Here is a 13,802-nt window from a genome sequence, read left to right as displayed (position 1 = left end):
CACCGGGTGGCGTCGCAACATGCGATGCACAACCCGCCTATATGGCAACATGTGTTGTCAAGGCGGATACTACGACAACCAAAAGTTTGGCAACAGCTATTTCTGTTGATGGAAACCCTGGATTAACAACGTTTGTTGTTTTTTGTTTGCGATGTCGATCCGGGCGTTGTACCAGGCGGCGCGCGGCCTGGCTGGTCTGCGTCGCCGCTTATTCGTCCACGGATTCGGCGGGAAGCTCGGCGGCGCGCGCGGGCCGGCGTACGGCTCGCACTTTTCCGCTGCTTCCACCGCCGCAGAAGAACTGATCGCCGCCATCGGCTTCGAGTCCCGACACGTAGACGCCGGGCGGCATCTCGAGGCTTTCCAGCACTTCTCCGGTACGGGCATCGACATGCCTCAGTTCGCTCGCGTCGTCTTCCCAGGTGCCGTGCCAGAGTTCTCCGTTGCTCCAGGTGACCCCGGTGACGAAGCGGTTGGACTCGATGGTGCGAAGAATCGCCCCGGTTTCGGGGTTGACCTGATGAATCTTCCGGTCGCGATAGCGCCCCACCCAGAGCGATCCTTCGGCCCACGCCATGCCTGAGTTGCCACCACCGCCGGGCGCCGGGATCGTACCCAGTACGTGGCCGGTATCCGGATCGATCTTCTGGATGCGATCGCCAGCGAGCTGAAACAGGTGCCGGCCGTCGAAGGCCGTTCCTGCCTGCGCGACCATGTCGATCGAGCGCACCGTTGCACCACTGGCGGGATCGAATGCGTTCAGTTTGTCGCCGGTGGCGATCCAGACGCGCTGACCGTCGTAGGTCACGCCGTGCACGTCGTTGACGCCCGGAAAGGGGCCGTATTCACGCACGATTTTGGCGGCTGATCGGTTCATGGCGTCATCCTAATCACTTGTGATGGGTGAGGGGAGTAACAAAGTCGTCGTGAATCCTGGCATGGGCGGCGTCATCCAGCGCCGCGCCCGCCCGCGGCCGAACGATTGCACCTTGTTGGCTGCCGCCAGCGTGTCGAGGGCCCGCTGCATGGTGCGCTGACTGGTGTCCAGCGCAATCGCGAGCGCCGAGCTCGACCACGACTCCCCGTCGGCGAGGAAGGCGAGCACCATGGCATGCGGCTCTTCGACCGGCCGTGCGAGCACGACGACCTCGCGCGCGCCGTGCGGCACGAGCGCAAAGCCGCGCTTCGTCGCGCTGACGCCGGCCAGTGGTCCAAGCAACGCGCGAAGCCGCCCGGCTTCGACGCGCAACCGCGCGCGATGCGATTCATCGGCGTGCTTCGTGCGGAATGCGCGCGCAATCAGCGCGTCCCTCGATACGTCTTCGGGCCATGCTTCGGCCAATGCGCGTGCGAGGGTGAACAACACCGGGCGCCTCGCGAGCGGAACCACGATGTTTGCTTCACGTACGACATAACGGCACGCGTCCACCACGAGTGCTTTCGACGCCAGTAACGCCTCGACCTCCTCGAGCAGCAGGGGCCGTTCTTCACCGCGCGCGACCAGCCGCGCCGCGGGTGTGTCCAGCAGCAGGCGCGCGCTTTGGACCTCCGCCGCCAGTGACGGGATACCGGCTTCGCGCGCGGCGCGCCCGGCTTTGGCGAGCGCCGCGCGGGCCGGTTTCGTCTGGAGGCGGCGCATCGCGATCCCCGCGACGACCAGTTCGTGGGCGGCGCTCAACGCGGGCGGAAAGGGTGTGGGATCGAGTTTGGCGAGCAGGCGCTCGGCTTCGTCGAGGCGGCCGATCAGGAGCAGCCGCCGCACTTCGAGATACCGCGCATACGCGGCATTGAGCCGGTCGCCGTGGGTTTCGAGCATTGCCCGCGCGGCCTCGAGCGCCTTCGCGGGCCAGCCCAGATCGCGCGAGGCGAGCGCGATTTCGGCCTCGGCGACCACACATCTGGCGCGGGCCACAGGCTCTTTCGGGCCGAAGGCGCGCGCGGCACTGCGCACCAGCGCCTTCGCTCGAACGAGATCGCCGAGCTGCGCCATCGCGATGCCTCGCAGCGCGAGCGCCGGCGCATCGTCGCGCAAGGCAACCCGGTTCAAGGCGCTGAGCGGGTCACCTGCGGCCAGCGCCCGCGCCGCCGCTGTCACTAGCGAGTCCATGGTCTCATGGTCTGTTCAAATCCCGCCACACTTGTCACTCCCACCGTTCGGGTGCCCGTGACTAATCTAGCATGACCACCAACCCGTACGTCGTATCGACCACTGAACGAACGACGCAGGACGCCCAAGGAGGCAAGCATGACTACGACACATACGACCGGCACACGTGAAGCGTGGCTCGCCGCGCGGCTCGAACTGCTTGAAGCGGAGAAGGCGCTCACGCGGCAGAGCGATGCAGTGGCGCAGCAACGGCAGACGCTGCCCTGGGTGCGAATCGACAAGAAGTACCGCTTCGAAACCGAGGCGGGAAGCGTCTCGCTCGTGGACCTCTTCAAAGGACGCTCGCAGCTTCTCGTGTACCACTTCATGTTCGGGCCCGACTACAAGGCGGGGTGCCCGTCGTGCTCGTCGATTGCCGATGGGTTCGACGGCATCGCGGTTCATCTGGCGAATCACGACGTCACGCTGTTTGCGGTGTCGCGCGCGCCGTTCGAGAAGCTGCAGACATATCAGCGCCGGATGGGGTGGACCTTCCCCTGGGCGTCTTCGTACGGCAGCGACTTCAACTTCGACTTCAACATCGCGTTTACCGAGGCGCAACAGCGTGAAGGGAACATTGAGTACAACTACGAGCGCGGTGGTCACGCGATGGACGCGGCACAGATTCCGGAACCCGTCATCCAGTTCGCGGCGACCTGCGGCACCGACGCGGCGACGTACACGCGCGACAGGCCGGGTTTGAGCGCGTTCGTGCTCGAAGACGGCGTGGTCTATCACACGTACTCCACCTACGCGCGCGGCGTGGATGGCATCTGGGGCATGTATCAGTGGCTCGACCGGGCTCCGAAGGGGCGCAATGAGACGGGTGTCTGGTGGAAGCGCCACGACGAGTACGAAACGCGCTGAGGCTGGTAATGGGACAGCTTGGCGAAACCGGAGCGCAGCAGAGGGCGCGATGCTCCATCGTCGCGCCCGAGCTGCCTGAGGTGCTCGATGTGCTCATCTCGCAGCGGGCGTTCTTCAGCGTCTCGGCGCTGCTCTTCGCGCTCAGCGCGGCGGTGACGATTGCAGGCGCCGCGTCCATGTCGGCGATGGGCGGCATGCCGATGCCCGGCAGCTGGACGATGTCGGCGGCGTGGATGCCGATGTGCGGGCAGACGTGGGCAGGCCTCGCGGCGTCGTTCCTCGGCATGTGGATCGTGATGATGGCCGCGATGATGCTGCCATCGCTCGTCCCTGCGCTGGGACGCTATCGCCGGGCAGTCGGCGCAACGGGCGAAACGCGCCTCGCCTGGCTGACGGTTGTAGTGGGCGCAGGATATTTCCTCGTGTGGACCGCGCTGGGCGTGGCCGTATTTCCGCTGGGGGTGGTGCTCGCGGCGCTCGAGACGGAGCTGCCGGGGCTGGCGCACGCTGTTCCACTTGCGACCGGTGTGGTCGTGCTGGTCGCTGGGGGGCTGCAGTTCAGCGCGTGGAAGGCGCGCCGGCTTGCTTGCTGCCGCGCGGCGCCGGGGCACTGGCACTGTCTGACGCCGCAGGGATGGCGAGGGTTACCCGCGGACGCCGTCACGGCGTGGCGGCTCGGTTTGCGCCTCGGCCTCCATTGCACCTACTGCTGCGCCGGGCTGACCATGGTTCTTCTGGTTGCCGGGGTCATGGATTGGCGGGTGATGGCCGGCGTGACGGCGGCCATCACGATCGAACGCGTGGCCCCACATGGCGAGCGCGCGGCGCGCGTCATTGGGGCCGGCATTGTCGGCGCGGGGGTGTTGCTGATCGCGCGCGCCGTGCTGGGGTGAAGCGCCCGTGCCACGGCGACGACGCTCAGTCCGTCACGCCACCGTAGTTGCGTTGTCCGCGCAGGCGCATGGCAATGCGGCCAAACGCGCGCCATTGCTGCGCGATCAGCCCGTTGCCGTAGGAGCGCCCTGCGCCGTGCGGAGCGGGCAACTGGTCACGAATGCCGGTCGGCTCGACGGTGGCATCCCACGACGCGGTCTTGAACATCATGTCCCACCACGGAAACAGCACGCCGAAATTGCAGCCGTAGCGCGTACCTTCATGGCCGTAGCCGACGGCGTGATGACGCCGATGAAAAATCGGGCTTACGATCACGCGCTCGAGCAGCCATCCATACGGCAAGCGCGCGTTCACGTGCTGCACGCTTTGCATGAAGTTGCCGACCGCGACCAGCACGACGAACTGCGTCGGCTGCACGCCGATGAACAGCGAAATTGCGGCAAAGAACGCGGCCTGAATGATGTCGTCGAGAAAGTGATTGCGGTCGTCGGCCCACAACGACATCTGCTGCTGGCTATGGTGCACGGCGTGCAATTCCCACCACACGCCGAAGCGGTGCTGCCAGCGGTGATACCAGTAGCCGAAGAAATCGAGCACGATCAGGTAGATCAGGAACGACACGACCGGCTGATCGGTGACGCCCGGCCACAGTCCGTCGATGTCGATGTTCGGCACGTTGTAGATCGCCATCAGACTCTGCCAGTGATCGAACAGCGGCTGCAGCATGAAGAAGAACGCGATATTGATGATGCCGAGCTTGGCGATCCATGTGTAGATCACATCGGCGCGCAGCGCTTTACGATCGGACCACGCCTCGATGGGCCGCAGCGCTTCCAGGGGCCGCAAGGCGATATACGTGATCAATATTTCCAGCACACCGATGATCACCCAATAGAGTGCGTCATAGGTGTCTTCGTCGTATCCCATCAGGCCGAAGCGATAGAACAGCGGCTGCACCACGTCGACGTACAGCAGGGTCTGCAACGTCGAGATGCCGTTGTCGAGTTGCGCGACGATTTCGTGGATCATCGAAAGCCTCTTGAAATTGCGGGTACTGTCATCAGCACAAAAATCGGGTCAGTCTGGATTGGGTGCGTACACGGGCGCACGGTTGGCAAAGTACAAACCGTGCGGTGAACGTCCGACCGCGATTGTGTCGACAAGTTTATTCGTCGTCAGATCAATGATGCCGACATGCCGCGAAAAGCGGAAGGTGACCCACAGATAGCGGCGATCCGCGGAAAGCTCCATGTCGTCAGGACCGGGCATGAGTCCGGTGATGTCGGCAGTCTTTGTCAGCGTGTTGTAATCGAGAATGCTGATCGTGCTTTCCACGCGGTTCGTAAGCGCCACGTGATGGCCGTCGTCGAGGTTGCGGAAGTTGTGCGCGCCGCGCCCCGTCTGGATTTTCTTCACCACCTGCTGCTTGTGCCAATCCACCACGGCGACGTCGTCTTCGCCCGTCATGCCGATCAACAGATAGCGGTCGCCCGGCGTCATCCAGAGGCCGGCGGGTGTATTGCCGACATGCAGTTTCCACAGCACGGATTGCGTCGCCAGATCGATCGCGGCCACTTCACCCGTGTCTTGCAGCGTGACGAACACGATCTTGCTGTCGGACGAGAAGGTCATGTGGCTCGGTGTCTTCGAGAGCGGGACCCGCTTGGCGAGCGTCATGTTCTGGCCGTCGTAGTGGTACACGTCGACGCGATCCAGCCGCAGGCCGGCGGTGACGAACCATTTGTGATCGGGCGAGAAACCGAGCTGATACGGATCTTCGATATCTTCGAGCTTGCGCTGTACCTTGCCGGTGTGCGGATCGAGGAACATCAGGTCATTCGAAATCGAATCGGCGACGATCAGCGAGTGGCCGTCGGGCGTAATCATCAGATGATGCGGTTCCTTACCGGTCGGCTCCGTGCCGATGACCTTGTGCGTGACCGGATCGATCAGCGTCAGCCGGGCTTCGCCGGAGTCGAGCACGATCACGTTGTCGGCTGCCTGAGCCGGCATCGCGATGGTGAGCGCGCAATAGGCCAGCGCTGCAAGCGCGCCGGTTTTTTTAATCGAAACGAGTGAAATTGGCATCTGAACGATAGACAGGCAGGGAAAGCAATTTGGGGAAGCATCAAGGCGGCGTGCGCCAGGAGATTCAGCGCACGTAGGCCGCGCTCAAACCGTTAATGCTGTGCGTTACCGCTGGTTATTGCCGCGGGTTAGTGCTGCTGGTTAGTGCGTTAACGCGGCATGTCGCTCTGCCGATGACAGGCGGCGCTTTGTTATTTATCTGAAGGGTTTGGCGATGGCATGAGGCCGCGCCGGAAGAGCGAAAGAAGAGAAAAAACGAAAGGGCGCGGCTGATAACAGCACGCGCCCTCGATTTGATACTAGCCGCCTGGTTCCTGCACCCGCGGACACGCTCAGTCGAAATCGAACATGTCGAACAGCGAGCGTTTCTTCCTGTTTCCCCGGTAGTCCGTGCCATGACTGTCATGCGAGCGGTTATTGTCGTACGGACGGTTGCGCTCGTACGTATGGTCGCTGTGGTGCGCACGGTCGCGATCCGGGTAGTCGTTCCGGCCCGGGCGCGCGGCAGCGTTCACCGGCGCCTCGTCGCTTCCGGCATCCTGCGCGATCAGCTTGTCGAGTTCGCCGCGATCGAGCCAGACGCCCCGGCAGACCGGGCAGTAGTCGATTTCGATCGAGCGGCGCTCGGTCATCAGCAGGTCAGCGGTTTTGCAAACGGGACATTTCATCTGGTTGCTCCTTGAGGTTAAAAAGTCGATGGACGTTTATTGCCCAATGCTGAGCGTCTGCTTCGATTTCGCGCGGCGCACCAGCATGTTCAGTGCCTCGACGAACGCGGAGAACGCCATGGCCGCGTAGATGTAAGCCTTCGGCACGTGCGAACCAAACCCTTCCGCGATGAGCGTCATACCGATCACCAGCAGGAAGCCGAGCGCGAGCATGACGATGGTCGGATTCCGATCGATAAAGCGCGACAGCGGGTTAGCAGCGAACAGCATCACCATGACCGCGGCAATCACGGCAATGAACATGATCGGCATGTGCTCGGTCATGCCGACCGCGGTGATGATGCTGTCGACCGAAAACACGATATCGAGCAGCAGGATCTGTCCAATCGCAGCCATTGCGGTCAATTGCACGGTCGTGCTCGCCTTGTCGCGTACCGCTTCAGCCTGGACGACGTTGTGGTGAATCTCACTCGTCGCTTTCCAGACGAGGAACAGGCCGCCGCTGAGCAGGATCAGGTCGCGCCACGAAAACGCGTGGCCGAAGAGCGTCACGGCAGGCGCAGTCAGTTGCGCGATCCACGCGACGGTGCCGAGCAGGCCAAGCCGCAACACGAGCGCGAGCATGATGCCGAGGCGCTGTGTACGCGCGCGCTGTGCTTCCGGCAACTTGTTGCTGAGGATCGAGATGAAGATCAGGTTGTCGATGCCGAGCACGATTTCCATCACGACCAGCGTGAGAAGCGCAGCCCATGCGGCAGGGTCGGCAGCGAGAATGAGTAAGGAATCCATGGGGTCCGTGAACAATAGGTGACGGGCAACTTCGGTATGTCGCAATCATCGCCGTCTTCATGGTTCGGATAAATCAGTGATAATCTGAGCGATATATCGTTTTTTTCGAAGTGTTCTCGCCTATGCTCAACTATCGCCATCTGTACTATTTCTGGATCGTCGTGAAAGAGGGCGGCTTCGCGCGCGCGGCCGAGCGTCTCGACATGGCGGTTCAGACGATCAGCGCGCAGGTGCGCGAGCTGGAAAAATCGATCGGGCGCCAGTTGCTGAAACCGGCCGGGCGCGGCGTCACCATGACCGAGGCCGGCGAGACGGCATTCAATCGCGCGGAGCAGATTTTCCAGATTGGCGAGGCGCTGCTCGACGAGATGCGCGAGGCGGGCGGTGAGCGCATTGCGCGGCTCGCCGTGGGTCTTTCCGACGGCATTTCCAAGCTCGCCGCGCATGCGCTGCTGGCGCCGGTGCTGGGTACACCTTCGCTCAGGCTGTTATGTCACGAAGGCGAGCATGCCCAACTGTTGTCCGAACTCGCGCTCCATCGGCTCGATCTTGTACTCGCATGTCAGCCCGCGCCGCACAACGCGGACCTGCGCGTCGTGAGCCAGCGCCTCGTGGGTTCGCCGGTCGACTGGTACGGTCCGGCTGAGATTGTCGGCAAGTCCGCGCGCGCCGGCTTTCCGCAGTGTCTGAGCGATCTGCCCGTGCTTTTGCCGACCGGGCACGGCGCGTTGCGCGCGCGGCTGGACCGGTGGTTCGACACCACAGGGATCCGGCCGCGAATCGTCGGAGAGTTCGAAGACAGCGCGCTGATGGCGGTATTCGCCGCGCGGGGGCTCGGCGTGTTTCCGCTTGCGGAGTTGGGCGCGCAGGACGTCGCGCTGCTGCGCGGACTGCGCTGGCTCGGCCGGGCGGAAGGCGTGGTGGAAGAAATCCACGCAATCCGCTCGCGGCGCGGGCAACATCATGCGCTCGCTTCTCAGGTGATCGCCGCCGTACGGGCGTGAGCGCGCGGCGCGTCAAGCAGTGCGACTTGCCGACTCGCCACCGGGATCGGCTGAGGTCCCCACGCCCTGAAGACCGCAGCGAGCAAGGCGATTTCGCCGTCCGCCAGATAGTTGTCCGCGATGGTGACGGCGAGGCACAGCCGAATCACCTTGCGGCGCAAGGCGGGGTCGTCGACCTCGCCGAACAATGTGGCAAGCAGCGCGGCATCGAGCTGGCCGACCGCCGGCGTGTGCGCGACCGACTGGTCCTCGCACATCGTCTGCACGATCTGCGCGAATTGCGCCGGCGCGAGACCCAGCTCGCCGGCGATATCCAGACTTTCCAGTGCGCGCTCCTCCGCGCTGCTGACATGGCCGTCGGAGATGAGCGCCAGCGCGACGATACGTGCGGCGGCTTGAGGACTGTTACGCGGATAGGTACGCATGTTGAGGCTCCTGGCGCGGATAAGGTCCGCAGTGGTGGTGAGCCTCAGTCTGCGTCAGGTTGCGGAACGGATAAATCTGCTAATCCGGGAGAAACAGTTCGGAAAAACCGAAGGGTGCGCGGTGAACCGCTGTGCCGCGGCGCCGTTGAGCACGATGCGCCGTACCCTATCGGATAAGATACGGCTCGCCGTATTTTTCCGAATAGAAGGAGTGTTTTCAGTGATTCAGCCGAGCAACGTGTTCAAGGACAACCTCGCCCAACTGCCAGCCATTGGCGGCATCGAACGTATCGACCTGCTCGACGGCAAGGGCGCCGTGGTGGCCAGCATCGAAAACAAGCCGGGCAAGCAGGGCTCGCTCGCGGTGTACAACTATCTGCAGCAAACATTCGGCACGCTGGACGCCAAGGCGGCCGAACACGGCCTCCTGGTGTTCGCCGAGCATACGGCCGACGCGCGCAACCGCCCGGGTGCACACCCGAACGTCGACCATCTGCTGGCGATTGCAGCCGGCGGGGAAGCGCTGCGCATCAACGTCATCGCCGCCGGCTGAGCGGTTTGTCGCAGGTTGTCCAAGGCCGTCTTAGGCCTTGTTCAAACCGTCACGACAATCTTCCCCAACTGCTCGTTCGACTCCATAAAGCGATGTGCGTCGACGATCCGGTCGAACGGGAATGTCCGGGCGATCACGGGCTTCAAGGCACCCGCGGTTAGCCCGTCGAGGATGAAAGCCTTGGCGGCTGCCAGCCGTGCCGGATCGCCGATGATCTCGTGCACCAGATAACCGCGCAGCGTCAGTGACTTGCTCAACACGGTGAATAGCGGGAACGGTGTCGGCTCATGGCTCAGGGCGCCGTATTCGATCAGGATGCCGCCGCGAGACATGGCGTCCGTGAGCGGTTCGAAGATTGGGCCGCCTATCGGGTCCAGCACGACCCTCACCCCCTGCGGTCCCGCGATTTCCTTCAACCGGCCCGCCAGGTCTTCCTCCGCGGAAGCGACGACATGGGCCGCGCCCAACTCGAGCAATGTCTGCCGTTTGGCCGAGGTTCGCGTGACCGCAATGGGGATTGCGCCGACACTGTTGGCGACCTGGATTGCGGCAAGGCCGACACTGCTCGATGCCGCCGTTATAACCGCGAAATCTCCCTTACCCAGTTTGCCGATGTCGATCAACGCACCGTAGGCGGTGAGATATTGCATCCAGACTGCCGCGGCCGCTTCCCAACTGAGCGACGGCGGATGCTTGACGACGAACTCGGCGGGGAAGGTTGCCACCTCGCCGTAGGCGGGCCAGCGAAGCATGCTCGGTGGCGGTACGACGCTGACGGCGTCGCCCGGCGCGAATCCTTGCACGCCTGCCCCGATCCGTTCGACGATACCTGCAGCTTCATAGCCAAGACCCGAAGGCAGCGTCGGCGTTTCGATGTAGGTGCCCGCGCGCAGCATGGCCTCGGCGCGGTTAAGGCCCAGCGCCTTCACGCGAATCTGAACCTCCCCTTGAGCGGGCGGGGCAATCTCGACGTCCTCGATGCGCAGAACCTCGGGGCCGCCATGCTGATGAAAGCGAATAACGCGTGTCATGTGGTTTCAACTCGAAAGTAATTGGAACGATTTAACTATGACAGTGCTGCAGAGCCAGATAAATGGCGTTATAACTAGAACAGTCGAAACCAACAGTTATCAATATGGATCGCCTCACGAGCATGGCTGTGTTCGTCAAAGCCGTCGACCTGGGCTCGTTCGCGGCCGCGGCGGACGCACTCGCTTTATCCGGACCGATGGTCGGCAAGCACGTTCGGTTTCTCGAGGAGCGTCTGGGCGTGCGACTGATTACGCGAACCACGCGCCGCCAAAGCCTGACGGAATTCGGACGCGCCTATTACGAACGCTGCCGGGGCATACTCGCCGAAGCTGACGCGGCGGATGCCCTCGCGGCGGATCAACGTTCCGAGCCGCGTGGCAGGCTGCGCGTTTCGATGCCCGTGCACGTCGGCCGGCGCTGCGTGGCGCCAGTCCTGCTGGCGTTTGCGCAACGCTATCCGCAGCTGGAACTGGATCTGTCCTTCAACGACCGTTTAGTCGACCTTGCAGAGGACGACTGCGATCTCTCCATCCGGACAGGCGGTCTGGGGGACAAAGCCGGGGTCATCGCGCGGCGCATTGCGCGCCAGCACATGATTGTCTGCGCAGCGCCCGCATATCTGGTCGCGCACGGCCACCCTCGGCGGATAGAAGAACTCAGCGGGCACCAGGCGATTATCTACAGGCGCTCGGGGCGTATTCGCCCGTGGCTGTTTCCTCGCGCCGGCACGCCGCCGGTCGAGGTCACGCCGCCAAACAGGTTGCGGTTCGACGATCTCGATGCGATCGCCGATGCGGCGGCACTCGGGATGGGGCTTGCGTGGCTCCCATCCTGGCTCGTTCGCGAGCGTCTTCAGACGGGTGGCCTTGTACAACTTCTGCCGGACGAGCCGGATTATCTTTACGACATCCACGCGCTCTGGTTACAGACTCCTCACTTGCCGCTGAAGGTTCGCCTTGCTGTGGATGCGCTGATCGAGGCGTTGCCCGGGCTCATGCACGGCCACGCCGCGCCGCAATCCGTGCCGGGCGCTTAGCCTCGCGTATCGCGTTTCGTATCGCGCTTATGGCTGAATGTCCGGATCGTTGGCGGCGAGAATGAAGTCGACGAAGGCCCGCAACGGTGCCGGCATGTGCGTTCGGCTCGGGTAGTACAGAAAGGGGCCGGTGAAGGATTGACACCACTCATCGAGCACCCGCACGAGCGCGCCTCGCTCGATGGCCGGCCGCAGAAACTCGTCGAATGTATAGACGATGCCCAGTCCGTCGATGGCCGCGCCTCGTTGCAGTTCGATCACGGAGGCGATCATCGGTCCGTTTGGCTCGATGCGCACGACGTCGTCGCCTCGTCTGAATTCCCATGTTGCGAGCACGCCGCTGTCGAAGCGGTGTCCGATGCACGCGTGATGAAGCAGTTCGCCCGGATGCTGCGGTATGCCGCGGGCCGCGAGATAGGCTGGCGAAGCCGCCGCGACGAAATGCTGAATGCGCGGGCCGATCGGGACCGCGATCATGTCGCGTGCGAGGCGCTCGTCGTAGCGAATGCCGGCATCGAAACCCGCTGCGAGAATATCGATGAACGTGTCGTTGGTTCCGACGTCCACCGTGATACCCGGGTGAGTGGCAAGGAAGCGGGACAGGAGGGCGGGCAGGATTTCTCTTGCCGCGATCGACGGAACGTTCAACCTCAGCGTTCCAGTAGGACTTTCGCGAAAGAGATTCACCGCATCCAGCGCGATGGCGATTTCCCCGAATGCCGGTGCGAGCCGCTCGAAAAGACGCTGCCCGGCTTCGGTTGGCGTGACGCTGCGCGTCGTACGATTGAGTAGTCTGACGCCGAGCTGCTGTTCGAGCCTTCGAACCGCTTCGCTCAGCGATGAGGCCGACACACTGCTTGTCAGTGCAGCATGACGAAATCCGCGTGACCGTGTGACGGCGACGAATGCTTTCAGATCGGAAAGGTCGGGTTCCTGCATTGTTCGATTTTCCGCACGGGTCATTCAGATTGAGGCGGATTATCGCACGCTGAAATTGAGCCGATACTTCAGGTCGAGCGCCTTTCTTGCGGCGTAACTACCAAGGAACATGATGAAGCAACTTCAACTGGGCAAGACGGGTCCGCAAAGCTCGGCTCTCGGTCTTGGCTGCATGGGTATGTCAGGTATGTACGGGCCGTCCGACCGCGCCGAAAGCATTGCCACGATCCACGCCGCGCTCGAAGCCGGCGTCACGCTGCTCGATACGGGCGATTTCTACGGCTCCGGCCACAACGAAATCCTGATCGGCGAGGCCCTGAAAAGCGCGCCGCCGTCACGTCGCGATGCGGCGATCGTCAGCGTGAAATTCGGGGCGATGCGCGACCCCGCTGGCGGCTGGTCGCTCTACGATGCACGTCCCGCGGCGGTTAAAAACTTTCTCGCCTATTCGCTGCAACGGCTGGGCGTCGATCATATCGACATCTACCGTTCTGCGCGGCTCGATCCCAACGTGCCTGTCGAAGACACAGTGGGGGCGATTGCCGACATGATCAAAGCCGGTTACGTGCGGCACGTCGGTTTGTCCGAAGTGGGCGCGGCCACGATCCGCCGCGCGGCAGCGGTGCATCCGGTCAGCGACCTGCAGATCGAGTACTCGCTGATCTCGCGCGGCATTGAAGCCGAAATCTTGCCGACGTGCCGTGAACTCGGGATTGGCGTGACGGCGTATGGCGTGTTGTCTCGCGGTTTGATCAGCGGCCACTGGAGCAAGGAGTCGGCGGGGAAAGGCGATTTTCGCGCCATGAGTCCGCGCTTCCAGGGCGACAACGTCGATCACAATCTCGCGCTGGTGGATGCGCTTCGCAAGGTGGCGGATGCAAAAGGCGTCTCGGTTGCGCAGATCGCGATTGCGTGGGTTGCGGCCCAGGGCAGCGATATCGTGCCGCTGGTCGGCGCGCGCCGGCGCGATCGTCTCGCCGAAGCACTTGGGGCGGTCGATGTGAAACTTACCGCTGACGATCTGGCTGCGATTGCGCAGGCAATACCGCCTGGCGCTGCCGCAGGCGAACGTTACGCGGCGGCGCAGATGGCCCATCTCGACAGCGAACAGGGAAGTCACGGCCACACGGCCTGACGTGTTGACGGGGCGTGCAGATCGGGTGCTGTACGCCCCCAAGGTCGGTCGATCTATCAGGGCGGCTCTCATGTGAAGCGCGTGATACTATCCACGCGCCGCCTCGACGCATCTCACGATATTGCGCTCGCAGACGAGCGCGGAAACCATCGTTGCATCGCAGCCACCTCACTTCAGCAAAAAAATGTACGCAGCTGCCTGGCCTCCACTGACGACCCGTTGAACT

15 protein-coding genes are annotated in these 13,802 nt (G+C 63.2%); 6 read left to right on the top strand and 9 right to left on the bottom strand.

The genetic code is table 11. The annotated features are described in order from the left end of the window. Positions 1–208: 208 nt before the first annotated feature. Positions 209–877: a Vgb family protein gene (locus BCY88_RS02085; protein WP_120342596.1), complete on the bottom strand. Its 669-nt coding sequence runs from the start codon at positions 875–877 to the stop codon at positions 209–211. 9 nt (positions 878–886) lie between these two features. After that, positions 887–2,107: a helix-turn-helix domain-containing protein gene (locus tag BCY88_RS02080; RefSeq protein WP_120342595.1), complete on the bottom strand. Its 1,221-nt coding sequence runs from the start codon at positions 2,105–2,107 to the stop codon at positions 887–889. A 138-nt stretch (positions 2,108–2,245) separates the two neighbouring features. On the opposite strand from BCY88_RS02080, the gene BCY88_RS02075 reads away from it, so the two are divergent. Both BCY88_RS02075 and BCY88_RS02070 read left to right on the top strand, forming a co-directional pair. Then, a complete protein-coding gene (locus tag BCY88_RS02075) occupies positions 2,246–3,013 on the top strand; it encodes a DUF899 domain-containing protein (protein WP_120342594.1) in 768 nt (255 codons plus the stop codon). Positions 3,014–3,021: 8 nt separating this feature from the next. Next, entirely contained in the window at positions 3,022–3,906 is an 885-nt protein-coding gene (locus BCY88_RS02070; protein ID WP_120342593.1) for a DUF2182 domain-containing protein, read from the top strand. 25 nt (positions 3,907–3,931) lie between these two features. Here the strand turns inward: BCY88_RS02070 and BCY88_RS02065 are convergent, their stop codons facing one another. The 4 genes from BCY88_RS02065 to BCY88_RS02050 form a co-directional block, all read right to left on the bottom strand. Further along, positions 3,932–4,936: a sterol desaturase family protein gene (locus BCY88_RS02065; protein ID WP_120342592.1), complete on the bottom strand. Its 1,005-nt coding sequence runs from the start codon at positions 4,934–4,936 to the stop codon at positions 3,932–3,934. A gap of 48 nt (positions 4,937–4,984) precedes the next feature. Further along, positions 4,985–5,995 (bottom strand): YVTN family beta-propeller repeat protein, encoded by a 1,011-nt coding sequence (locus BCY88_RS02060; RefSeq protein ID WP_120342591.1) that lies wholly within the window; start codon positions 5,993–5,995, stop codon positions 4,985–4,987. A 332-nt stretch (positions 5,996–6,327) separates the two neighbouring features. Further along, a complete protein-coding gene (locus BCY88_RS02055; RefSeq protein ID WP_120342590.1) occupies positions 6,328–6,663 on the bottom strand; it encodes a TFIIB-type zinc ribbon-containing protein in 336 nt (111 codons plus the stop codon). Positions 6,664–6,699: 36 nt separating this feature from the next. Then, the gene (locus BCY88_RS02050; protein WP_120342589.1) at positions 6,700–7,452 is read right to left on the bottom strand and encodes a TerC family protein; all 753 of its coding nucleotides are present in this window, start codon (positions 7,450–7,452) and stop codon (positions 6,700–6,702) included. Positions 7,453–7,574: 122 nt separating this feature from the next. Here BCY88_RS02050 and BCY88_RS02045 point away from each other — a divergent pair, with 122 nt between their 5' ends. Then, positions 7,575–8,456, top strand: coding sequence for a LysR family transcriptional regulator (locus BCY88_RS02045; RefSeq protein WP_120342588.1), 882 nt, complete (start codon positions 7,575–7,577; stop codon positions 8,454–8,456). Here the strand turns inward: BCY88_RS02045 and BCY88_RS02040 are convergent. Then, positions 8,429–8,881: a TerB family tellurite resistance protein gene (locus BCY88_RS02040; RefSeq protein WP_120342587.1), complete on the bottom strand. Its 453-nt coding sequence runs from the start codon at positions 8,879–8,881 to the stop codon at positions 8,429–8,431. The two genes, BCY88_RS02045 and BCY88_RS02040, sit on opposite strands and share 28 nt — an antisense overlap. A 220-nt stretch (positions 8,882–9,101) precedes the next feature. Between BCY88_RS02040 and BCY88_RS02035 the strand changes: the two genes are divergently transcribed. Continuing rightward, positions 9,102–9,434 (top strand): DUF2322 family protein, encoded by a 333-nt coding sequence (locus tag BCY88_RS02035; protein WP_120342586.1) that lies wholly within the window; start codon positions 9,102–9,104, stop codon positions 9,432–9,434. Positions 9,435–9,475: 41 nt separating this feature from the next. Here BCY88_RS02035 and BCY88_RS02030 read toward each other — a convergent pair whose 3' ends face one another. Next, positions 9,476–10,465, bottom strand: coding sequence for a zinc-dependent alcohol dehydrogenase family protein (locus BCY88_RS02030; RefSeq protein ID WP_120342585.1), 990 nt, complete (start codon positions 10,463–10,465; stop codon positions 9,476–9,478). A gap of 104 nt (positions 10,466–10,569) precedes the next feature. Between BCY88_RS02030 and BCY88_RS02025 the strand changes: the two genes are divergently transcribed. Then, positions 10,570–11,502 (top strand): LysR family transcriptional regulator, encoded by a 933-nt coding sequence (locus tag BCY88_RS02025; RefSeq protein ID WP_120342584.1) that lies wholly within the window; start codon positions 10,570–10,572, stop codon positions 11,500–11,502. A gap of 27 nt (positions 11,503–11,529) precedes the next feature. On the opposite strand, the gene BCY88_RS02020 is transcribed toward BCY88_RS02025, so the two are convergent. Then, on the bottom strand, positions 11,530–12,441 hold the full coding sequence (locus tag BCY88_RS02020) for a LysR family transcriptional regulator (protein WP_120342583.1): 912 nt from the start codon (positions 12,439–12,441) through the stop codon (positions 11,530–11,532). A 112-nt stretch (positions 12,442–12,553) separates the two neighbouring features. Between BCY88_RS02020 and BCY88_RS02015 the strand changes: the two genes are divergently transcribed. Continuing rightward, complete coding sequence (locus BCY88_RS02015; protein ID WP_120342582.1) at positions 12,554–13,576, top strand: aldo/keto reductase; 1,023 nt, start codon at positions 12,554–12,556, stop codon at positions 13,574–13,576. Positions 13,577–13,802: the final 226 nt, after the last annotated feature.

The sequence above is a fragment of the Paraburkholderia fungorum genome (assembly GCF_003610895.1).
GTDB lineage: Bacteria > Pseudomonadota > Gammaproteobacteria > Burkholderiales > Burkholderiaceae > Paraburkholderia > Paraburkholderia fungorum_B.
Note: the sequence above shows the minus strand (reverse complement) of the source record. Positions and strands in the feature narration are given on the sequence as shown.

Bases quoted from the DNA above. Each gene is read 5' to 3' on its own strand.
- BCY88_RS02040 (WP_120342587.1), bottom strand. From the start codon at position 8,881: ATGCGTACCTATCCGCGTAACAGTCCTCAAGCCGCCGCACGTATCGTC.
- BCY88_RS02020 (WP_120342583.1), bottom strand. From the start codon at position 12,441: ATGCAGGAACCCGACCTTTCCGATCTGAAAGCATTCGTCGCCGTCACA.
- BCY88_RS02075 (WP_120342594.1), top strand. From the start codon at position 2,246: ATGACTACGACACATACGACCGGCACACGTGAAGCGTGGCTCGCCGCG.
- BCY88_RS02055 (WP_120342590.1), bottom strand. From the start codon at position 6,663: ATGAAATGTCCCGTTTGCAAAACCGCTGACCTGCTGATGACCGAGCGC.
- BCY88_RS02065 (WP_120342592.1), bottom strand. From the start codon at position 4,936: ATGATCCACGAAATCGTCGCGCAACTCGACAACGGCATCTCGACGTTG.
- BCY88_RS02070 (WP_120342593.1), top strand. From the start codon at position 3,022: ATGGGACAGCTTGGCGAAACCGGAGCGCAGCAGAGGGCGCGATGCTCC.
- BCY88_RS02080 (WP_120342595.1), bottom strand. From the start codon at position 2,107: ATGGACTCGCTAGTGACAGCGGCGGCGCGGGCGCTGGCCGCAGGTGAC.
- BCY88_RS02015 (WP_120342582.1), top strand. From the start codon at position 12,554: ATGAAGCAACTTCAACTGGGCAAGACGGGTCCGCAAAGCTCGGCTCTC.
- BCY88_RS02030 (WP_120342585.1), bottom strand. From the start codon at position 10,465: ATGACACGCGTTATTCGCTTTCATCAGCATGGCGGCCCCGAGGTTCTG.
- BCY88_RS02085 (WP_120342596.1), bottom strand. From the start codon at position 877: ATGAACCGATCAGCCGCCAAAATCGTGCGTGAATACGGCCCCTTTCCG.
- BCY88_RS02050 (WP_120342589.1), bottom strand. From the start codon at position 7,452: ATGGATTCCTTACTCATTCTCGCTGCCGACCCTGCCGCATGGGCTGCG.
- BCY88_RS02025 (WP_120342584.1), top strand. From the start codon at position 10,570: ATGGATCGCCTCACGAGCATGGCTGTGTTCGTCAAAGCCGTCGACCTG.
- BCY88_RS02060 (WP_120342591.1), bottom strand. From the start codon at position 5,995: ATGCCAATTTCACTCGTTTCGATTAAAAAAACCGGCGCGCTTGCAGCG.
- BCY88_RS02045 (WP_120342588.1), top strand. From the start codon at position 7,575: ATGCTCAACTATCGCCATCTGTACTATTTCTGGATCGTCGTGAAAGAG.